At 63.1% G+C, this 19377-nt stretch carries 19 protein-coding genes; 10 read left to right on the forward strand and 9 right to left on the reverse strand.

All coding sequences use genetic code 11. The features are described from left to right. The first annotated feature begins 19 nt into the window (after nucleotides 1-19). From GLL_RS18915 to GLL_RS18920, 3 genes are all read left to right on the forward strand, one after another. Entirely contained in the window at nucleotides 20-241 is a 222-nt protein-coding gene (locus tag GLL_RS18915) for a DUF6888 family protein (RefSeq protein ID WP_011143657.1), read from the forward strand. Then, entirely contained in the window at nucleotides 234-419 is a 186-nt protein-coding gene (locus GLL_RS23810; protein ID WP_407919999.1) for a DUF6887 family protein, read from the forward strand. Before GLL_RS18915 ends, GLL_RS23810 begins: the two co-directional genes overlap by 8 nt. Before the next feature lie 62 nt (nucleotides 420-481). After that, complete coding sequence (locus GLL_RS18920) at nucleotides 482-1804, forward strand: dihydroorotase (RefSeq protein ID WP_164929354.1); 1323 nt, start codon at nucleotides 482-484, stop codon at nucleotides 1802-1804. On the opposite strand, the gene GLL_RS18925 is transcribed toward GLL_RS18920, so the two are convergent. Then, complete coding sequence (locus GLL_RS18925; protein ID WP_011143659.1) at nucleotides 1779-2237, reverse strand: hypothetical protein; 459 nt, start codon at nucleotides 2235-2237, stop codon at nucleotides 1779-1781. The two genes, GLL_RS18920 and GLL_RS18925, sit on opposite strands and share 26 nt — an antisense overlap. A 137-nt stretch (nucleotides 2238-2374) precedes the next feature. Here GLL_RS18925 and GLL_RS18930 point away from each other — a divergent pair, with 137 nt between their 5' ends. Next, complete coding sequence (locus tag GLL_RS18930) at nucleotides 2375-2581, forward strand: hypothetical protein (protein ID WP_164929355.1); 207 nt, start codon at nucleotides 2375-2377, stop codon at nucleotides 2579-2581. Between the two features lie 40 nt (nucleotides 2582-2621). Here the strand turns inward: GLL_RS18930 and GLL_RS18935 are convergent, their stop codons facing one another. Next, nucleotides 2622-4358 (reverse strand): ABC transporter ATP-binding protein, encoded by a 1737-nt coding sequence (locus GLL_RS18935; protein ID WP_011143661.1) that lies wholly within the window; start codon nucleotides 4356-4358, stop codon nucleotides 2622-2624. Between the two features lie 67 nt (nucleotides 4359-4425). Here GLL_RS18935 and GLL_RS18940 point away from each other — a divergent pair, with 67 nt between their 5' ends. The 3 genes from GLL_RS18940 to GLL_RS18950 all read left to right on the forward strand — a co-directional run bounded on the left by GLL_RS18940 (nucleotide 4426) and on the right by GLL_RS18950 (nucleotide 8773). Then, nucleotides 4426-5586: a homocysteine biosynthesis protein gene (locus GLL_RS18940; RefSeq protein ID WP_011143662.1), complete on the forward strand. Its 1161-nt coding sequence runs from the start codon at nucleotides 4426-4428 to the stop codon at nucleotides 5584-5586. A 180-nt stretch (nucleotides 5587-5766) separates the two neighbouring features. After that, nucleotides 5767-6651 carry a TRAFAC clade GTPase domain-containing protein gene (locus tag GLL_RS18945; protein WP_011143663.1) on the forward strand — a complete coding sequence of 295 codons (885 nt, stop codon included), beginning with the start codon at nucleotides 5767-5769 and terminating at the stop codon, nucleotides 6649-6651. Between the two features lie 751 nt (nucleotides 6652-7402). Next, entirely contained in the window at nucleotides 7403-8773 is a 1371-nt protein-coding gene (locus tag GLL_RS18950; RefSeq protein ID WP_164929356.1) for a sensor histidine kinase, read from the forward strand. 15 nt (nucleotides 8774-8788) lie between these two features. Here GLL_RS18950 and GLL_RS18955 read toward each other — a convergent pair whose 3' ends face one another. Further along, nucleotides 8789-9553 (reverse strand): ZIP family metal transporter, encoded by a 765-nt coding sequence (locus GLL_RS18955; RefSeq protein ID WP_164929357.1) that lies wholly within the window; start codon nucleotides 9551-9553, stop codon nucleotides 8789-8791. Nucleotides 9554-9739: 186 nt separating this feature from the next. Then, entirely contained in the window at nucleotides 9740-10648 is a 909-nt protein-coding gene (locus tag GLL_RS18960; protein WP_164929358.1) for an alpha/beta fold hydrolase, read from the reverse strand. 109 nt (nucleotides 10649-10757) lie between these two features. On the opposite strand from GLL_RS18960, the gene GLL_RS18965 reads away from it, so the two are divergent. Together GLL_RS18965 and GLL_RS18970 are read left to right on the forward strand one after the other, a co-directional pair. Further along, on the forward strand, nucleotides 10758-12494 hold the full coding sequence (locus GLL_RS18965) for a tetratricopeptide repeat protein (protein ID WP_011143667.1): 1737 nt from the start codon (nucleotides 10758-10760) through the stop codon (nucleotides 12492-12494). Nucleotides 12495-12553: 59 nt separating this feature from the next. Further along, entirely contained in the window at nucleotides 12554-13312 is a 759-nt protein-coding gene (locus tag GLL_RS18970; RefSeq protein ID WP_011143668.1) for a hypothetical protein, read from the forward strand. Nucleotides 13313-13565: 253 nt separating this feature from the next. Here GLL_RS18970 and GLL_RS18975 read toward each other — a convergent pair whose 3' ends face one another. The 4 genes from GLL_RS18975 to grxC form a co-directional block, all read right to left on the reverse strand. Further along, a complete protein-coding gene (locus tag GLL_RS18975) occupies nucleotides 13566-15797 on the reverse strand; it encodes a TonB-dependent receptor plug domain-containing protein (RefSeq protein WP_011143669.1) in 2232 nt (743 codons plus the stop codon). A 207-nt stretch (nucleotides 15798-16004) separates the two neighbouring features. After that, complete coding sequence (locus GLL_RS18980) at nucleotides 16005-16316, reverse strand: DUF6679 family protein (RefSeq protein ID WP_011143670.1); 312 nt, start codon at nucleotides 16314-16316, stop codon at nucleotides 16005-16007. 59 nt (nucleotides 16317-16375) lie between these two features. Next, the gene (gene gshB, locus GLL_RS18985; protein WP_011143671.1) at nucleotides 16376-17350 is read right to left on the reverse strand and encodes a glutathione synthase; all 975 of its coding nucleotides are present in this window, start codon (nucleotides 17348-17350) and stop codon (nucleotides 16376-16378) included. Continuing rightward, nucleotides 17347-17610, reverse strand: a complete 264-nt coding sequence (gene grxC, locus GLL_RS18990; RefSeq protein WP_011143672.1) for a glutaredoxin 3 — start codon at nucleotides 17608-17610, stop codon at nucleotides 17347-17349. Before grxC ends, gshB begins: the two co-directional genes overlap by 4 nt. Nucleotides 17611-17728: 118 nt before the next feature. On the opposite strand from grxC, the gene GLL_RS18995 reads away from it, so the two are divergent. Beyond that, entirely contained in the window at nucleotides 17729-18496 is a 768-nt protein-coding gene (locus GLL_RS18995) for an HAD family hydrolase (protein ID WP_011143673.1), read from the forward strand. Between the two features lie 4 nt (nucleotides 18497-18500). Here the strand turns inward: GLL_RS18995 and GLL_RS19000 are convergent, their stop codons facing one another. After that, complete coding sequence (locus GLL_RS19000) at nucleotides 18501-19319, reverse strand: hypothetical protein (protein ID WP_164929359.1); 819 nt, start codon at nucleotides 19317-19319, stop codon at nucleotides 18501-18503. Nucleotides 19320-19377 lie beyond the last annotated feature (58 nt).

A 19377-nucleotide genomic window follows, 5' to 3' on the forward strand; every position in this document is an offset into this window, starting at 1 on the left:
ATTCAACCGAAATCTACGAATGTCTCCCACTCCGGAACAATTGCCGGCTTTTTTCTTGCGATGCCGGGAACTGACGGAACGCTACAATCGCCCTATCGAGGTCATTGTCATCGACAGCGACGGCAGCATTTGCATTACCGCCGGGTACAGCCAAAGACAAACCGGTCCGAAAGATACGGTGTACATCGAAATTACTCCCCAAGGGCAGGTGACGCTCTATGGAACACGAGAAGATGACTGACAAGGAACTTTACGAATACGTAAAGTCACATCGCAATGACACCAATGCCTGGGAAGCTTTTCGGATGCGTATGTACGAAAGGCCCAGCATCACGTTGCCCCCGGGGGATACCACTCCCCTCTCCAGAGTCTGGGAAGCCTTACATTCATTGAAATCTCAATCCGAAGAGTCCCACTGATGTGATGCTCCCACGCCCCCCAGTATGCTGGTGAAGCCTTGATGAACTAGGAAGTGGTATTGATGGGCTCGCTGCTGCTGCGTGATATGCGCATGGTCCTCGACGACGGCTCGCTCTATGTGGGCGATCTGCTCTGCCGCGACGGGCTTATCGCGGCCGTGGACCGCACGGTGAATGCCCCCGCCGATCGGGTAATCGACGGCGGGGGCCGGGTGCTGCTGCCGGGGGTGATCGACCCGCAGGTGCACTTTCGCGAGCCGGGCAAAGAATACAAAGAAGATTTGCAAACCGGCTCCTGGGCCTGTGCCCGCGGCGGCGTGACCTCGTTTTTGGAGATGCCCAACACTTCGCCTCCCACGACTACCGTCGAACGCCTCGAAGACAAACTGGCGCGCGCGGCGAGCAAGTGCGTGGTCAACTACGGATTTTTCGTGGGCGCCACCGCCGACAATATCGAACAGTTGCAGCAGGCGGCGGGCCTCAGTTGCGGCGTCAAGATCTTTATGGGCGCTTCCACAGGCGATCTCCTCGTAGACGATCCGGTAGCCCTTGAGCGCATCTTCAAAGAGGTGCCCCGCCTGATTGCCGTCCACGCCGAGGACGAAGCGCGCATCCGCGAGCGCACGCGGCTGTTTGCCGGGCGCAGCGACCCCCATGTCCACTCTCAACTGCGCGACAACGAGTGCGCGCGCCTGGCCACCGCCCAGGCCCTGGAACTCTCGCGGCGCTACCGCAGGCGCCTGCACATCCTGCACCTGTCGGCGGCCGAGGAACTGGAATTGCTGAGAGCCGACAAACCCGCCTGGGTGACGGCCGAAGTGATCCCGCAGCACCTGTTTCTCTCGACGGCCGCCTACGACACGATCGGCATGCGCGCCAAGCAAAATCCGCCCCTGCGCTCGGAAGCCGACCGTGAGGCGATGTGGGCGGGGTTGCGCTCGGGGCTCATCGATTTTGTCGCCACCGACCACGCCCCGCACCTGCTGAGCGAAAAGGACCGCGATTACGCCGAAGCCCCGGCCGGGATGCCCGGCGTCGAGACTTCGCTGCCCTTGATGCTCACGGCCCTGGCGCGCGGCGAGGTGAACTTCGAGCAAATTGTCCGCTGGATGAGCCGGGGGGCGGCAAAAGCCTACGGTATCCCCAACAAAGGATCGCTGCGGCCCGGTTTTGACGCGGACCTGGTGCTGGTGGATCTGGAGCGCTATGAGCCGGTGCGCGCCGAGCGTATGGCGAGCAAATGCGGCTGGAGTCCTTTTGAAGGCTGGTCGCTCACCGGCTGGCCGGTGCTCACGGTGGTCGGGGGCCGGGTGGCCTTCGAAGCAGGCGAGGTGCAGACCGACACTCGCGGAAACGCCCTCAACTTTCGGCCGCTGGAATTCTGACCACGAAGATATTGATTTCGGGCGTCTCGCCGTAGTAGAGCTTCATCGCCCCCGGCCCGGGTAGTTTCAAAAACAGCTCGCCTTCGGTTGCTTCGCGGGGTACCAGTTCTTTTTGGGTCAGGGTCGTCTTCTGAGCGTCCACCGAGCGCACCGGCAGCTCAGTTCCCTCGTTAGAACCGACAAAAAAATACTCCGGCCCCACCTTCTGAGGCAGCGGCACCGCCCCGGGGTTGAAAATGCGCACCGTCAACTTCGCTTCTTCGGCTGAGAGGCGTTCGAGCGTTTTGACCTGCAAGATCACCCCCTGGGCCGTGCGTACCCCGACCACCTGACCCCGGCTGCTTTGGGGGGCAGCGGTCTCGGCAGGCCGCTCGCCCCCAGCACACCCCACCACCAACCCCAGCACCAATCCAGCTACAAATATCCGTCTCACGTTGCGTACCCCGCTTGCCCTTTCTATCGAACCACACCACCTGTATGAATAATCATTTCGGCAGTACGGTGAGTGCTTGCACCAGACAAATTAACACTGATAGACTAAATTCGATTGAGCTTACTCAAGGCAAACCAATGCTGTCGCTGTTCCTAAAGTTGGCCCTGGTGCTGTTCACTCTGGTGGTTCTGGGCACCGCCCTCAAGATCGTCGTGTTGCCCCTGGCTTTCGTGGCGGGGCTGTTGGGATTTCTGGCCCAGTACGCGCTGCCTATCGCGCTGGTGGGCGGTGTGATCTGGCTAATCAGACGCGACCGGTCCCAAAAGCGCCTACCCGGCAGCTAATCGGGGCGAAACAACTGAATAATTTTCGGGGCGCTGGGCTTTAGCTCAGCGCCTTTTCCAGTTCCTGCTGCTCCCACAGTTGGCGGTAGAGGCCACCCCGGCGCAATAGTTCGGTGTGGGAGCCGCTTTCGGCAATCTGTCCGCGCTCCATGACCAGAACCCGGTCGCAGGCGGCAGCGGCGCTCAGGCGGTGGGTGATCAGTAAGAGGGTGCGCTTCTGGCGGGCGAGGTGCTGGAGAATCTCTTCGGCGGTTTGGTTGTCGACGCTCGCCAGCGAGTCGTCGAGCACCAGCACCGGTGCGTCCATCAAAAAGGCGCGGGCGAGGGCGACGCGCTGGCGCTGCCCGCCGGAAAGCGTGATCCCCCGCTCGCCCACCAGCGTCCGGTAGCCTCTGGGAAAATCGCTGATCTCGTCGTGGATGCGCGCCTGCCTGGCCGCCGCCACCACCGCCTGCTCGCTTGCGTCGGGGCGACCGTAGCGGATATTCTCCTCGACGGTGGCGCTAAACAGAAAGCTCTCCTGCGGAACGTAGGCGATGGCGGTGCGCAAGCTGTCGAAGCGCAGGTGGGTCACATCGACACTGTCGAGAAACACCTGGCCGGGGGCAATCTCCAACAGGCGCGGCAGGGCGTTGGCCAGGGTCGATTTGCCCGAGCCGATCGCACCGACGATCGCCACACTCTCGCCCGGCTCGACGTGGAAATTGACCCCGTCGAGGGCCGGCCGGTCGCTGTCTTCAAAAAAGTAGGTGAGCGCTTTGACATCGATGGCGCCGCGCACCGGCTCGGGGCTCACCGCATCGGAGCGCTCGACGATCGAAGGAGCCACCGAAAGGATGCGCTCGATGCGCTCGATGCTCACCTGGCCGCGCTGGTAGGAGGTGATTGTAAAGCCCAAGAGTGCGGTCGGAAAGACCAAACGCTCGATATAAATGGCCAGAGCGGCAAAGGCGCCGATGGTCAGGCTGCCCTCCGCGAGGCGCGGTCCCCCAAACCACAGCAACACCAGCAAACTGCCGCTCGCCAAACCGCCCAACAGGGGAAAGATCAAGTTGCGGCTCAGGGCAAGGCTCAAATTGGCCTTCAGCAACTGCCCGTTTTTTTGATCGAAGGCGCGGCGCTCGTTTTCTTCCTGGGCATAGACCTTGATGAGGGAGATGCCGTTGATATCCTCTTGAATGAGCGAACTGAGGCCATCGAGGCCGCGCTGTACGGCAATCTGCTCGCTGCGCAGCCGGTCTGAAAAAAGCCACACCGCCAAAAACATCAGCGGATAGACCGCGAGGCACTGCAGCGTCAGCGTCCAATCGAGGCCGAGCATCACCGGCAGCGTCAGGGTATAGGCAAAAAAGGTGTTGATAATGCTCAGCAGGGCAAAGCCCAGAAGCCGTCGGACGTTCTCCACGTCGCTGGTGGCGCGGTTGATCAGGTCCCCCACCGGGTTCTGGGCGAAGTACGCAGGGGACATGCGCAGCAGGTGGGAGAAGATGCGGCCTTTGAGGTCGAATTCGACGCGCCTGCCAATGCTGAACAGCAGTACCCGTGACCAGACGCGGATGAGCCCCATGACCGTGGCGAGCCCCAAAATCAGCAGCGTGTAGTAGAGCAATCCGCCGCTGGTGAGCTTGCGCCCCAGATCGTCGATCGCCTCGGCGAGCAGCCAGGGAATCACCACCCCAAGGGCGTTGGTTATCAAAAGGGTGAAGACCCCCAGGAGCAGGTTGCCCCGGTGCGGCTTGAGGTAACTGTAAAGCTGAGACAAAGACGAGCTGGCCATATAGCCAGCTTATCCCCTGCGGCCGCCGCCCGGCATAGCCGCATCCAAGCCGCCAGCATAATAGACCATGGCCACCGAACGCTCTATCGACGAGATCAACGCCAAAATCCGCCGGGGAACTGTGCGGGTTCTTACCGCGGCCGAACTCAAAGCGGCCGTTCGTGCCGCCGGGGTGACAGCGGTGGCCGCCGAGGTGGATGTGATCGCCACCGGCACCTTCGAGCCGATGGAATCGTCCGGGGCGATTCTCAACATCGGACACACCGACCCGCCCATTCGCCTCGCCAAAGCCTGGCTCAACGGCGTAGAAGCCTACTGCGGCTTCGGGGCGGTCGACTTGTACCTGGGGGCGGCCCAGATGGGCGAAAGCCTCGACTACGGCGGCGGCCACGTGATTGCCGAACTGGTGGCGGGCCGGTCGGTGCGCCTGCGGGCAACGGGACTACCTGCCGATTGCTACCCGCGCCGCGACTATGAAAGCCAGATCCAGCTTGCCGCCATCAACCAGGCATACCTGTTCAATCCGCGCAATGTTTATCAGAACTTTATCGTCGGGGTCAACGGCGGGGATCGGCCGCTCTATACCTATCTGGGTACGCTCCAGCCCCGCCTGGGCAATGCCGTCTACGCGAGCGTCGGTGCCCTGAGCCCTTTGCTCAACGACGCCCTCCTGCGCTCGGTGGGCATCGGCACCCGCATCTTCCTGGGCGGGGGCACCGGCTATATCGCCTGGGAGGGCACCCAGCACTTTCCCTCCCAAAAACGACTGCCGAACGGTTCCCCCGTCGGCCCCGCCGCCACCCTCGCTTTGATCGGCGACCTCAAGCAGATGGATCCGTTCTGGGTGCGCGGCTGTCGCTTCTACAACTACGGTCCGTCGCTGATGCTGGGGGTGGGTATTCCCCTGCCGGTCACCGACGAGACGGTCGTGGCCGCCGCGAGTCTTGCCGACGGCGACCTGGTCGCCCCGGTCATCGATTTTTCGATCCCCCGGCGCGTGCGACCCACCTTCGGACTGGTGAGTTATGCCCAACTCAAAAGCGGCCAAATCACCATCGAGGGCCAAAAAGTCCGCACCGCCCCCCTGGCGAGCACCGCCTTCTCGCTGCGGGTGGCGCAGGTGCTCAAAGAATGGATCGCCTCCGGTCGCTTCGAGCTGACCCAACCGGTCGCATCCCTGCCTGCCGAGCGTCCGCTCCTGGCCCAGGAGCGACCGTTGCTCAGCTGAATCCAAAAAACCTCTCGGGAACGTCGGATCCGGTGGCTGTGCCGAATCGGTTCATAAATTGTTGCATTTATATCTGGTGTATTTTTCACCTTGGCACTGCAAAAATTGGGTTCATATAGAGGTTCCCCCCATCGATTTGGTATCCACCCGTGGACGTTGCCAACAATCAAAGGTTTGTACATGCTTTCAGAAGAAACGACAGGGGCGTTCAACTTGCTCAGCCTCGGCCAGCGGGGTGTGGGCAAGACCGTCTTTCTGGCGGGCAGTTATGCCGAGCTGCACGCCTGCCATCCCTCCCAGGCAAAATTGCCGCTGTGGTTTGACTGCAAAGATTACCAGTCCCAGGAAAATATCGAAAAGGTGCTCGGTTACATTGTCCGCAACGGCCAGTACCCGCCGGGAACCATGAAAATCACCCACTTCGACTTCAGTCTGATGCGCCAGGGGCTGTGGGGACCGTCGGCGGTGTGCGACTTCCGGCTGCGGGACATGCCCGGCGAGGCGTGCCACAATGCCAACCCCGCCTTTCGGGAGATCGTGCTGACCTCCCACGGCTGCTGTGTCTGCATCGACGGGCAGGCCCTCGTGCACAGCCACACCTACCTCGACGATCTGCGCGACTTGATTGTGCAGGTGATGGCGATTGCCACCCTGGTACAGCTCAACCGCCTCAAGTACGCCTTCGCCCTAGTGATCACCAAGTGCGATTTGATTGCCGACGGCACCACGGGCGAGCAGCCCAGCCAGCGCGAGCGCCAGCGCATCGAGCGGCGGCTGCAGGCGCTCACCGAACCCCTCGACGAGATGGGTGCCCGCTACCGGTTGTTCTATTCGGCCATCCCGCTGGTGAATCGGGGTGGAGACATCGGGCTGGCGCCCTCGGGAGGTGCCGCTCCCCTGTTGTGGCTGGTGGGAGAATTGAGCCGCGCCCACAACGCCGGAGCGGTCGGCCAACTGATGCGCCAGTTGCGCCAGTTGCTGCCGGGGCGCTTCCAGCGGCGGCAGCGGGCGGGTAAAAGCCCCCTGCACCGTCTGTTGCAAACGGACGCGCCTCCGAACCCCTGAGCGCAGAGCGCATCGGGGTTGGCAACCTTGGGAGACTTTCGGGCACTCCCGTCCGTATCGATGCAAAACGGAGCGATTCGCCGTGTCCACGGCCACTATCGGTATTTCTCTATCGTAAGTCAATCGCATTGACAAACATTTGTTAAGCGATGCGCATTCTTCGTTCCAGAATTTTAGTTTTTCTTCAAAATTAGGAATAGGAGTGCCCAGGCAGTAGCTTGCTAAATTGCCTGGGTAGTGCGGTTGATCCATGGGAGTACGCCCCTGGGTGAACGTTTTTCGAGGTAACCCAATGCGGAAATCTCCGCATACATTGCAGATGCAATCAATCATGGTCGATGCTTGCCCTTGGTCTAATAAGTTTTTATCGGCAAATCCGGAAGGAATTTTGTTGCAGCACCCCCGTGCCGTCCGTCCTTCGTATACCCGGATAAATGGTAGATGCTGTTTCCGTGGTTTGAGTGGGTAGTCTCAAGACGGTGGCCCCAGGTCGTGGTTGCTGTTCAACCCGGCCCGGTCATAGGCGATGCCTGATGCTCATCAGACTTCTTAGGTACTGAGAACCATGCTTAAAAATCGACCCGTCCATCACCGAGACCGCTCATTTCAGGTGTCGGGCGCAGTGCAAAGAGCCGGCCGGCCGATGCCCTCTTGGGGGTACAGTCTTGGGGGCTTCAAGCTCTCTCGCCCGCGGGGCCTATTCGGCCGATTCGGGGTGCGTTTGCGGCTACTTGCATGGTGCATATTGCTGATGATCCTCTTTGGGGCAGCCTCCGGTCTGCTTATTGACCAGGTGCTTTTTTTCTATCTGGAAGATCGTATTGAAGCGTCCCTCACCCAGGAAGCGGCTGAATTTCGAGCGCTGGCCACCAGAAGCAAACCCGGAGGCCGGCTTCTGGTGGCCAGGGAGACTTTTACGGGAGTTCTCGATGAATTTCTGACCCACAATATTCCACCCCAGAATACGTTTTATCTCACGTTTGCCGATGGAGCGTTTCATAAAGCCAGCCCGCGGGCGTTGCCGCCCTTGCTCGCACCGGATTCTCCCCTCACCAGGCGGCTTGCGGGGGTGAGCCTGCCGCAGCGCAGCGAAGTGGTGACCGCCGACGGGCAGCGCTATGTCTATCTGAGCGAGCCGCTGAATGCGGCGGGCCGGACGCGCGGCGGGTTGGTTCTGGCCCACTGCGTTTCCTGCGAGCGCCAGTTTCTCGATCAGTGCCTCGCCGTCATCGGGGTCATCTTCCTCTTGGCGCTCGCCCTCGCCTCGGTGATTGTCTGGGTCGGGACCGGGCGCGTGCTTGCTCCCCTACAACAGCTGCTGCGCACCGTGCGCGCCATCGACGAGTTGGATCTCACCCGGCGGGTGCACTTGCACGAACAGAGCAACGAATGGAGCGAATTGGCCTGTGCCTTCAATGCCATGCTCGGCCGCCTGGAGGGGGCCTTTCAAACGCAGCGCCACTTTGTCAACGAAGTCAGCCACGAACTGCGCACACCGCTCACGATCATCCGTGGGCACCTCGAACTCATCGGCGACGACCCCCACGAGCGCGCCGAGACGATGCACATCGTCCACGACGAATTGGGCCGCATGCACCGCTTTGTCGAAAGTTTGTTGCTGCTGGACCGCCTGGAGCGGCACGATGGCTTGCATCTGGAGCCACTTGAAGTGGACGCTCTGACGCGCGAGTGTTTCGCCAAGGCCCGCGGGCTGGGGCGGCGCCAGTGGCATTTGCCCTCCGCCGCTTCCGGCTGCCGCGTCCACGCCGATCGCCAGTGCCTGACCCAGGCGGTGCTCAATCTCGCCCACAACGCCGTCAAATTCACCACCCACCAGGACCGCATCGCCATCGGCTCCAGCCTGGTAGACGGCCGGGTGCACCTGTGGGTGAGCGACAGCGGACCCGGCGTGCCCCTCGAAGCCCAGGGGCGCATCTTCGAGTGCTTCGAGCGGGGAAGCTGCCATCGTCAGACCGAAGGCAACGGCCTGGGTCTGGCCATCGTGCGCTCGATCGCCCTGGCCCACGGCGGCGAAGTGCGCCTGCAGAGCACCCCAGGCCACGGCGCCACGTTCACGCTCGTGCTGCCCCTCGCGCCGCAAACCCACCGGCAAGACGGCTGACCTCGGGGGGCTGCCTCATCCCAACAGACTGGTAATTGCCCAGGTGAAGACCGCCCCGGCCGCCAGAGCGCTACCCAGGCCGAGGGTTTGGGCGGGCGAAAGCAGCGAGGCGTCTGCCGCCTCGGCTGCCGCTTGCAGAGTGGCCTTTGGCTGTACAGCAGCCGGGAGCAAATCGTGAAAAGCCACGAACAAAAACGTGCCCCCCACAAAGGTGAGCAACCACCCCAGCGCCGGAGGCGACAGCGGCAACCGGGCGATCAACACGGCCGCCGCCAACGGCGCCAGGGCATTGGCGGCGAGAAACCCTCCCGCCAGCCCCCGCTCCGAGCGGGCGCGCATCACCAGGGTGACGGTGGTGACGCCGTCGCAGAAGCTGTGCGTCACCACCGCCAGACCGACCCCGAGCGCGAGGGCCTCGCCCCCGCCGGCACCGACCCCCAGGATGACGCCGTCGAAAAGTTTATGGACGATGAGCGCTGCCGCCCCGACGAGCGTCGGTTTGGCAGCAAGCGCCAGGGCGTCCTCCGCGTGGGAGTGGGCCCCCAAATGGACCAGCCGGTGCCACAGGTGCAGCGCACCATACCCCGCCAGAGCGCCCAGAACAGCATAGGGACCGCACACCTGCAGACTGTGGGGCAACAGGTCCAGGCAGGCAATCGCAATCAAAGTGCCGGCGCTAAAAGCCAACAACTCCCGCGGCAACTGCTTGAAGCGCAACACGAGCGCCCCCCCCATCAGGGTGGCGACCAGGGCGAACAAACTTAGGACAATCGCAGACAACGTAGAGGATCCGGTGGCGGGCAGTCCCCATCATAAAGAAAATAAAATTGAAAATCATTCTCTAAAAGTTGAAAAATGGTTGCGCTCAGAGCCCCGAAGTTTCGGCTGGACAGCACCCTACAACTGCCCCGGACGCTCAGCGGTCGCATCGGAAAAAAAGACATTTCTGCAATAACCGTCTCAATTTCACGCCCGATTGTCATGTAGGCACTCGGTGGTCGCCAGCCACTCGCGGATAGCGGCATTGACCCGCCGGGGGTCCTCGTCGTGGGGGCAGTGGCCAAGACCTTCGAGGGCCACGAACTGGGACTGGGGGGCGTAGCGGGCGAAGGTGCGACCGCGGCCGATAGGTGTCCAGGGGTCTTTGTCGCCCCAGAGGACCAGTAGGGGCGTGCGCACCAGGGGCAGCAGTTCTTCGGGACGGGGGCCGGCCTCGGCGGTGAGCACCGAGACGAACACGGCGGCGGCACCCGGATCGCTCGAGGGAGTGTACAGCAGTTCGACCAGTTCTTCGGTGACCGCCTCGGCGTTGCCGTAGACCTGGCGCAGGGTGTTGCGGATGTTGCGTTTGGAGCGGGCGAAATCAAAAAAGCGCTCGGCAAGACCGGGCACGCGCAGGACCATCTGCATCGCCGCCATCACCGGCCGGGTGACCAGCGGCAGTTCCTCGGGGCGGTGGGTGAGCCCGCCTGCACAGTTGAGCAGCACCGTGGCCGTCGCCCGCTCGGGGTGGCGGGCGGTGACCATCAGCGCTTCGAGGGCGCCGATCGAATTGCCGACCAGCACCGCCGGGGCACCGACCACCTCAGTGCAAAAATCGACCAGTTGTGCCTCCCACAGCTCCAGACTGTAAGGAAGGGCCGGTTTGGCCGAAGCGCCGAAACCCAGCCAGTCGAGGGCATAGACCCGGCGGTGGGCCGCCAGTTCGGCAATATTTTTGCGCCAATGGCCCGCCGAGGCGCCAAAGCCGTGCAACAGCACGATCGGCGGGCGCTCAGGGGCGGCATTCGGCTCGGCCACCCAGTAGCAGATGCGATGGCCCCGCCAGGTCCAGTACGCTTCGGTGGTCGAGGGGGGCTTGAGATCGGCGCGCATCCGGGCTCCTGTCGGTCGTGAAGATTTATTTCTGATTCTACCCGTCCACGGGCTGCGGCGTGGGGGAAGCCGGAAGCTAGGATGGCGCTCTGGGCTGGGAGAATCGGCGATGGGCAACGAATATTTCGACACTGTGATCACCCGGGCGCGCTCGGCCCGTTCCCCAGAGGCCATTGCCCACCTGCTCAAGCCGGTATTGCTGGAGATGGGGGGCGAGTTCGACGCCTATCTGGAGCAGCTGCTCGCTTCGACGGCCGCCGAGTCGAGTACCGCGCGCACCCTCAAGCTGATTGCCCGGATCTGGCGCGAACTGCAGAGCGCCAACCGGCGGCAGATGCAACTGCGCGCCTACACCCGCGATCTGGCCGAAGCGGCCCCGGACGGGTGGCCGGGCCTGCTGCTTGCGGGCATGGACCCGAACGGTCCGCTTGCCCTCACCGACGACGAGTGGCAGACGGTAGCGGCACTGCTTGAAAAGCGCGGCGAGGAGCCCTCGCGTCTGGCCGCCGGTCTGCGCCGGGGGTTGGCCTTGTACTTTCAGATGGAGGCCAATTTGCTCGATTGGCTCTACACCGCCGGGCGCGAACCGCTCGGTTTTGTGCGCACCGGTCCCTGGGGCGCCTGGGCGGGCCGCTTGCCCGCGGGGCAGCTCAGGGCGCTGTTCGAGGCGCTCGATCGCGGCGAGAGCGCGGGCAACTTTCGCGCCGCCGACAAACTCGACGAAACGGCCTGGATCGAACTGACCGTGCTGCTTCGGCGCATCGAACGTCATCTGGTGCGCTCCTTCGAGCAGCGATTTGCCAACCTGGGCGAGCAGGCCCGCCTGCAGGTTCTGACTTCGACATTTTTGACTTTCGCGATTTTCTGGGCCGATTTTGCCCAGGCGATGGTGCGGCGGCAGGCACTGAGTCAAGCGAGCTTTCAAAACGCCCTGCAGATCCTGCGCGCCTTTGCCGCCCAGCCTTATTTTCCGCTCTACGGTGGACTGCTGGCCGTCTTCGACGGGCCTTACCTGCGCGCGGCGCTCACCTATCTGGGCGAACCGCTGCGCGCGGACGGGATGGCCGCCGAAAAAGCGAAGGTACTCAATTTGCTGGGATACACCGCCCGGCTGTTGGGGGATTACCCGCGCTCGCTGGCGCTGCACCGCGAAGCACTGGCGGACCCGGACAACCTCACCGAAGCGCGCGTGTGGATTGCCCACTGGGTCAACCAGGGCAGCACCCATCTGCGCCTGCGCGAGTTCGACGCGGCTGTCGAACTGTTCGAGCGGGCCCTGGTCTACGCGCGCCAGAGCGGCGATCTGCCGGGGCAGGCCCACGCCCTTGCCAACCTGGGCAATGCCCGCACTCAGGCGCTCCAGTTTCAGGAGGTGCTCGACGCGGAGCGCTACGGCGAAGCGGAGCACTATCTGCAGCAAGGACTGGAACTGAGTCGCCGGGCCAAAGAGCGCCCCGCCGAGGTGGTCGCCCTGGCGGGACTGGGCAGCCTGCGGCTTTGGATGTCCCAAGGCGGTGAGGCCGTCGCGCTGCTGGAGCAGGGGCTGACCCTGGCGGGGGGACTCGGCGATCTGTGGTGGGAAGGCACCCTGCGCGCGGCGCTGGCCGAAGCGCTCGTCGGCGTCGAGCAGCCCGAGGCGGCGGTCGGACAGGCCGCCGCCGCCATGCTGCTGTTGGAACGACTGGGGGTCAGCGATTGGCGACAGCCGGCGGGCCTGCTGGTCGTGTTGCGCAATCGCCTCGACGCCGGATTTGACGCCGCCTTGGAGGCGGCCGGCTTGCCCCCCGCGGCGCGGGAGCGGGTCGAAGGGTTGCTTGGCAAGTACACCGATCAGGGGAGCCCTTGAACGATCACGGGCGGCAGCCAGTCCAATAGTTCGTTCTACGCACTGAGGCGTTGTATTTCATGCAGAAGCTTTTCCCTCTCGCCGCTGCGCTGCTTTTGCTGGCGGCAACCGCCACTCCCTCCGAAGCCCAATGGCGGGGGCGCGGCGGCGGATACGGCGGTGCCGGCTTGAATCGGGCAGGCGCCGGTTTTAACCGTCCGGCCAACTTCAACCGTCCGGGCAGCTTCGACGGCACCCGCGACCGCTCCTATGCCCCCGGCCAGGGTGTGACCAAGACCTACGACGGCACCTACACTGGTCCCCAGGGCAACACCCTCGGAGTCGATCGCAATGTCAACACCACCTACGACCCCGAGACCGGCGTCGGCCGCTCCCGGACGACCAACTTCACCAACGACCAGGGCGAAGTCGTGCGCTCCAAGACGACCAACGCCGATTTTGAGCAGGGCACGGGTCTCACCAAAGAAAGCACCATCACCGGCCCCGGCGGCAACACCCGCACCGTCGATTCGACGGTGACCAAAAATCCCGACGGTGGTCTGACCCGCACCCAGACCACCACCAACGAAGCGGGCGAGGTGATTCGCACCAAGACCACGGACGCCGATTTTGAGCAGGGCACGGGTCTCACCAAACAGAGCACCATCACCGGCCCCGGCGGCAACACCCGCACCGTCGACACCGCCGTCACCGGCAACCCCGAGGGCGGTGCCACCCGCACCCAGACGCTTACCAACGAAGCGGGCGAGGTTGTGCGCACCCGGACGACGACCGTCCCGCCGGTGACCGAGCCGACCACTCCCCCGCCTGCTCCGTAGATCTACACCAGGACAAATCCAAACCTTCCGACGGCAAGCTCACACGGGCCTGCCGTCTTTTTTGCAGGAGTGCGCCCTTGGCCCGGCTCCGCCGCTGCCGTCCACACTCCTCGCCGCAGTCGCCACGCAAAGCGTGCACGCACTGGAAATCCGCCCATCCCAAACCAAAGAGCGGCCAAAAAGACTGTGTCCGATTCAAACCCTGCCGCTTCACCCGGATTCGATACGACACCGAATAGCGGCCCTGCCGCCATCAAAAAGTCGTCTTCAAGCCCACCCGGAAATTGGTGCCGGGGGCGGGACCGCCGTAGGAGCGCTCGTAATAGGTGTTGAGCAGATTGTCGATATAGGCGTTCAAGACGATGGCCTGGGCCACAGGTACCCGAAGCGACAGATCCACAGTCGTGTAGCCGGGCAGCAGCGAGCCGGGCGGCAATTTGGCGATATGGGAGATAAATATCGGATTGCCGGCGGGGTCGAACGCCTCGGCATCCCCCGGCCCGACGTGGTAGGTGTCCACCGAGCGACCGCCTACGACGTTGGCAAAGACAGCCGCGCGAAAGCCGTTCGGATCTTCGTAGCTGAATCCGGCACGGCCCATCAAAAAGGGCACCAGCGCCTGTTGAGTCTGGTTGATCTCAGGCCGCAACCCCTCTACGACCCGCGAGTCGGTGTAGGTATTGGTCAAAAAGAATTCCCAACTCGGAGCCATCCGCCAGTTGAAACCCATCTCGAAGCCGGTGTTGTAAACCGACGGATAATTGACCCGCACCCGGTCGTTGAAGATATAGCCCAGCGACTGGAAATAGGCAAAATCCGCGAAGCGCGGGTCTGCCAGGTTGAGGGACATCAAGTTGCTGATGTTGGCGATGAAGGTCGTAAAGCGCAAGTTGGTGGTGGGTGTTGGTTGCCAATCGATGCCGGCGTCAAAAAATGAACCGCGCTCAGGCAGCAGGTTCGGGTTGCCCTTGTGGACGGTTTTGCCGTAAAGATCGTGAAAGTTGGGCGCTTTGAATCCCTGATTGAAGTTGGTGCGCAGGGCGAAGTTGGGAGCGACTTGCCAGCGGATGCCGATGTTGGGATCAAAGGAATTGCCGAACTGGCTGGTGATGCTGTACCTAGCCCCGGCGGTGAGTGTGACGTTGCTCGCCAGCTTGAAGTCGTTGAGGAAAAACAGGGCGGGCCGGTCGAGGCTGGTATCGTAATCGGTGGTGCTGGTTCCCGTCGCAATCGTCGTCACCCCGGAGCGGCCGATTTCGCGCAGGAAGTCAAAGCCGTAGGTAATGCCCCAGCCGGGAGAAACCTGCCAGGCGTGGCTGCCGCGCAGTCCCAATAGATAAATCTCGGTGCTGAAATCGTCGCCGATGCGGTCGAGTTCACGGTTGAGCGCCCGGTCCACCGAGACGCGGAATTGCAGGTTCGAATCGTTGCCCTGACCGAGTTTGCTGTCCCAGGTGAGGCCGATACCCCAGGTGTCGGTGAGCAAACGCGATTGGTGATCGGCGTTGAGCCCGAGTTGCTCGGCACTTTGGCCGCCAAAGACGTTCTGACGGGTATCGACGATCGAAAATGGCGAGATGCCCTTAGCGAAATTGCGCAAGTAGGTGTTGAGGGTGATCGTGTTGCGCGCGTCGATTTCGTAGCCGACATCGAGGTTGTAGGAGCGCATATTGACATCGCCGTTGGGCCGGGTACCGCTCAAGATGCCCACCGGCCGCTCCACCCGGTAGAAAAAGCTGTTGAGGGTATTGAAGTTCTCGTAGTTGAAATTGTAGGTAACCGGTCCGCTTTTGCCCTGGTAGTAGGCGCCGTACTTGCTGTAGCCGTAGGAGCCAAATTCCACGGACAACTGCCCTTCGATGGGCCGGGTGGGCTTGCGGGTGATCACGTTGATGACGCCGCCCAGGGCCGTGCTGCCGTAGAGGGTCGTTCCCCCGGAAGGCATCACCTCGATGCGCTCGACATTATTGACGGGAATCTCGCTCGGATCGTAGTGTTCCTGGTTGAGGTTGGTGATCGGACGGCCGTCGATGAGGATGGCCGTGCTGGTGGTGGGCACGCCGCGGATAAAGTAGCCGTTGTGGACATCCGAGCCGGCTCCGAAGATGTTGGTGGTCACCCCCGGCACGTTGCGGATCGCATCTCCCAGGGTGCGCGAGCCTTTTTGCTCGATTTCTTTTTGGTCGATGATATAAATTGGCGTGGTCGTCTCGCTCTGCCGCCGGGCTCGACCGGTGCCGGTGACGGTCACCTCGTCGAGATCGATGGGTTCATCCTTGAGGTCCGCTTCGGTCTCGCCCGCCTGCTGGGCCACCGGCTGAGAAGGAGCAACCTGTGACCCGGCCGCCTGGGCAATGCGGTTCCATTCAGCCGGGGCCAGGTCGCCCGCCCGCGTGGAGACAGGCGGCAGAGGTTCGGCCGCCGCCGCAATCGAAACCGAAAACGCGCAACCCAAAACCAGTCCGCCCACGCGCAGCCCGGACATACACTCTCCCTATCTGTTTGGATCTAATAACCCGCCGTTCACCCCACCCCGGGCGGCGGATCTTTGTCAAGAAAGATGAACAACTTTAAGAAAGATTTTATCACGCGGATCCGCGCCCATTTCATTTTCTTTTCACAAAATGGGGGTGGTCCGGCAAAAAGCCCCGCACGAGGCGCGGGGCTGGGCGTTCACGAAGGGCGGCGCCTGTCAATCGGAGACGTGATGATCCTGGATGCGCTCGGCCTCGGGGCAGTCGTCGGAGATGAGCAGGTCGCTGACACTGGTGCGGCCCCGGGGGACCGAGGAGAGGCGGCGGGTGACCGAGCCGATGCTCTCCAGGCGGACCATCTCTTCCCAGGCGCAGATTTCGTCGTCGTCTTCGGTCTCGTAGCGGACGGTGACGAGATCCCCTTCGACCTCGATGATCCGCGTTCGCTCCAACCAACGCCCTTGATCGCGCAGGTAAATCCAGACTTCTGTCCCTTCGCGGGAGAGCTGGTAAATCTTGCGATGCAACATACGGACCTCCCTAAGGCCGACAATTGTACAAAGGTTTGTATGCCGTGGCTTGCAACAATTTAGAGGTTCCTTGCGAGTGCGGGGCGTGTATATTCGACCAGCCAGTCGACGATTTCATCCTCCAACACTACACCATCCAGCACATCGATTTCGCAGATTCCAGTCGGGCTGGTGACATTGATCTCGGTGAGGTAAGCACCGATCACATCGATGCCGACAAAGTAGTGGCCGTCGGCCACCAGCCGCGGTCCGACCACCCGGCAGATTTCGCGGTCGCGCTCGGTGAGGGTGGTTTTGACCACTCGGCCCCCGGCGGCCATGTTGCCGCGCACGTCGTCCTCGCGCGGAACGCGCAACAGAGCGCCGATCGGTTCACCGGCCAAAAGCACGATGCGCTTGTCGCCCTGGCGCGATTCTTCGAGGTAGCGCTGCACCATGACATGGCGGGTGCCGTAGGCGGTGCTCGCCTCGATGATCGCGTTGAGATTGCGATCGGCGCGCGCGAGCAGAAAAATTCCTTCGCCGCCCTTGCCGTCGAGGGGCTTGATCACCGCCCGGCCGTGGATATCGACAAAATCGAGGATGTCCTGGCGGTGGGTACAGACCCGCGTCTCGGGGACCAGGTCGGGAAAGTGCAGGGCGTAGAGCTTTTCGTTGTCGTTGCGCAATCCCGAGGGCCGGTTGAGCACAAAAGTCGTGCGCCCGTCGCCGCGTCCGGCGTTGACCAGATCGAGAACCTGCGTGGCCCAGAGATAGGCGGAGGTGACCGGCGGATCTTTGCGCATCCAGATGACGTCGGCTTCGCTCAGGGGGTAAAAGCCGACGGCTTCGACCGTATAGAACGGCGTGCGGCCCGGATGGATCGTCAGGGTGCGCACCTGGGCGGCGGCGCGGTGGTGGTGGACCTGCAAATCGCCCACCTCCGCCGCCCAAACGCTGTGGCCGCGGCGCGCGGCGGCCTGCATCAGGGCAACCGAAGTGTCGTGACCGGGTTTAAGGGTCTCGAGCGGATCGACGATAAAAAGAATCTTCATGAAGCGACAAGCAGCGGATCGAGCTGGCCGGAGCGATCGAGGGCGTATAGATCGTCGCAACCGCCGATGTGCTTGCCGTCGATAAATATCTGCGGCACACTGCGCCTGCCGTCGGCGCGCTCGGCCATCGCCGAGCGCGCAGCCTCGTCGCCGTCGATGGCGTATTCGCTAAAGGCTACACTTTTTTGCTTGAGCAGAGCCTTTGCACGAATGCAGAACGGACAGAATTGCCAGGTATAAATTTCAACCTTGGGGTTCATCAAAGGCCTCCAATGGGCGTTCGCCCTTGCCACCATTGTAACTTCCGTCGGAAATGGGGCTGCCTCGCTGCAAGCCGTAGGACACTGAAGAGCAGCAACCCGCCTTACGAGAAGACCGATGAGCGAAAAACTGCGCGCCTTGCTGTTCGACGTCGACGGCACCCTGGCCGATACCGAGCGCGACGGCCACCGCGTCGCCTTCAACCGCGCCTTTGCCGAGGCCGGGCTCGACTGGAACTGGTCGGTAGAGCTGTACGGCGAACTGCTCGCCGTCACCGGCGGCAAAGAGCGCATCCGCCACTTTCTGGAGCGCTACCACTCTGGATTTGAAGCTCCCCCGGACCTGGCAGGATTTGTGGCCGGGCTGCACGCCGCCAAGACCCGCCATTACGTGCGCATGCTCACCGAAGGCGGCATCCCGCTACGCTCGGGGGTCGAGCGCCTGCTCAAAGCGGCCAGCACCGCCGGGCTGCGCCTGGCCATCGCCACGACCACCACGCCGGACAACGTCACCGCCCTGCTGGCGAGCACCCTCGGGGAGGAAGGGGCGGCACTGTTCGAGTGCATCGGCGCCGGGGACGTGGTGCCTGCCAAAAAACCGGCTCCGGACATTTATTTGTACGTGCTCGAGAAGATGGGCCTCGACCCCGCCGAGTGCGTCGCCTTCGAAGATTCTGAAAACGGTCTGCGCTCGGCCCTGGGTGCGAAGCTCAAAACAATCGTCACCACCAACGACTACACCCGCGGCCACGACTTCGGCGGGGCGGCGCTGGTGGTCGATCGCCTCGGCGAACCCGGCGAGCCGTTTGAGCTGATCGACGGCGACCCGGCCGGGGCCGAGTACGTCGACCTCGACCTGGTGCGCCGCGTCCACGGCCACCAGTAAGTGCTCAGCGCTCCCCCGCGGTCTGCTCGCCCCCGGACAGGACCAATTCCAGCACCAGCCAGAGGCTGAGCAACCAGGGCTGCAAAGCCAGTGCCGCGACCCCCGCCGCCCACCAGTGCACCCGGGCCAGCAGCACCAGCACCCCCAACGCCGCAAGCGCCGCCCCCAGGCACCCCAGGCGCAACCGCCAGACAGCGGCGGCCCCAAGGGTCCTGGGTGCCGCTGTCGAGGTCCCCGCGGCACCCAGGACCACATGGCGCTGGCTCACCAAAATCGCGAGCAGACGGTCGAAGGCCAGCAGGGCGCAGGCCCCCGCGGGCACCAGTGCCAACAGCCATCCCCAGACCGACAGGGCGCCGTGCAGGGTCGTGTCGGCCATCCCCCCAAAGCCGACACGCCCGAGCGTCAGGGCACCCCAAGCGATGGCCAGGCAACTGAGGGCGACCACCCACACCCCGGCCAGCAGGCTGCCCGGCACCAGTTGCCAGAAGCGATCGAGATAGATGCGGGCGGCGGCGGCAATCACCCCGCCCGGCCGCGGTTCGATGCGCCCGAGCGGACCGGGGTGGGCCAGACCGTAGAGCCTGAGGCCCGAGCGGGCAAAGGCGCGCACCTGGGCGTCGGCGGAACCGAGCAATTGCGAGCAATGGGTGAGCAACAATTCTTCGCGGCCCAACGCCAGGCTGCAACGGGCGATCCACATGCGCACCCGCTCGCGCTCGCTCGCCGAACGCTCCCCCGGCAACGCCTGCTGGAAGTAATAGAGCGCTTCGGTGTACTGCTGCAACTGAAAGGCACTCAGACCCTGTTCAAGAAGCGACATCGCCCAAATCCCATGTGTGCGAAATTCTAGCAGATGCACCAGGGGAACTCTTGACACC

Origin of the sequence: Gloeobacter violaceus PCC 7421 (genome assembly GCF_000011385.1) — a bacterium.
Classification (GTDB): Bacteria; Cyanobacteriota; Cyanobacteriia; order Gloeobacterales; family Gloeobacteraceae; genus Gloeobacter; species Gloeobacter violaceus.

Excerpts from the sequence above, each read along its gene's own strand:
- GLL_RS23810 (WP_407919999.1), top strand. The coding sequence starts at position 234 with ATGACTGACAAGGAACTTTACGAATACGTAAAGTCACATCGCAATGAC.
- GLL_RS18940 (WP_011143662.1), top strand. The coding sequence starts at position 4,426 with ATGGCCACCGAACGCTCTATCGACGAGATCAACGCCAAAATCCGCCGG.
- GLL_RS18970 (WP_011143668.1), top strand. The coding sequence starts at position 12,554 with ATGCAGAAGCTTTTCCCTCTCGCCGCTGCGCTGCTTTTGCTGGCGGCA.
- GLL_RS18980 (WP_011143670.1), bottom strand. The coding sequence starts at position 16,316 with ATGTTGCATCGCAAGATTTACCAGCTCTCCCGCGAAGGGACAGAAGTC.
- GLL_RS18935 (WP_011143661.1), bottom strand. The coding sequence starts at position 4,358 with ATGGCCAGCTCGTCTTTGTCTCAGCTTTACAGTTACCTCAAGCCGCAC.
- GLL_RS18950 (WP_164929356.1), top strand. The coding sequence starts at position 7,403 with ATGATCCTCTTTGGGGCAGCCTCCGGTCTGCTTATTGACCAGGTGCTT.
- GLL_RS18965 (WP_011143667.1), top strand. The coding sequence starts at position 10,758 with ATGGGCAACGAATATTTCGACACTGTGATCACCCGGGCGCGCTCGGCC.
- gshB (WP_011143671.1), bottom strand. The coding sequence starts at position 17,350 with ATGAAGATTCTTTTTATCGTCGATCCGCTCGAGACCCTTAAACCCGGT.
- GLL_RS18975 (WP_011143669.1), bottom strand. The coding sequence starts at position 15,797 with ATGTCCGGGCTGCGCGTGGGCGGACTGGTTTTGGGTTGCGCGTTTTCG.
- GLL_RS18995 (WP_011143673.1), top strand. The coding sequence starts at position 17,729 with ATGAGCGAAAAACTGCGCGCCTTGCTGTTCGACGTCGACGGCACCCTG.
- GLL_RS19000 (WP_164929359.1), bottom strand. The coding sequence starts at position 19,319 with ATGTCGCTTCTTGAACAGGGTCTGAGTGCCTTTCAGTTGCAGCAGTAC.
- GLL_RS18920 (WP_164929354.1), top strand. The coding sequence starts at position 482 with ATGGGCTCGCTGCTGCTGCGTGATATGCGCATGGTCCTCGACGACGGC.
- GLL_RS18915 (WP_011143657.1), top strand. The coding sequence starts at position 20 with ATGTCTCCCACTCCGGAACAATTGCCGGCTTTTTTCTTGCGATGCCGG.
- grxC (WP_011143672.1), bottom strand. The coding sequence starts at position 17,610 with ATGAACCCCAAGGTTGAAATTTATACCTGGCAATTCTGTCCGTTCTGC.
- GLL_RS18930 (WP_164929355.1), top strand. The coding sequence starts at position 2,375 with ATGCTGTCGCTGTTCCTAAAGTTGGCCCTGGTGCTGTTCACTCTGGTG.
- GLL_RS18960 (WP_164929358.1), bottom strand. The coding sequence starts at position 10,648 with ATGCGCGCCGATCTCAAGCCCCCCTCGACCACCGAAGCGTACTGGACC.
- GLL_RS18945 (WP_011143663.1), top strand. The coding sequence starts at position 5,767 with ATGCTTTCAGAAGAAACGACAGGGGCGTTCAACTTGCTCAGCCTCGGC.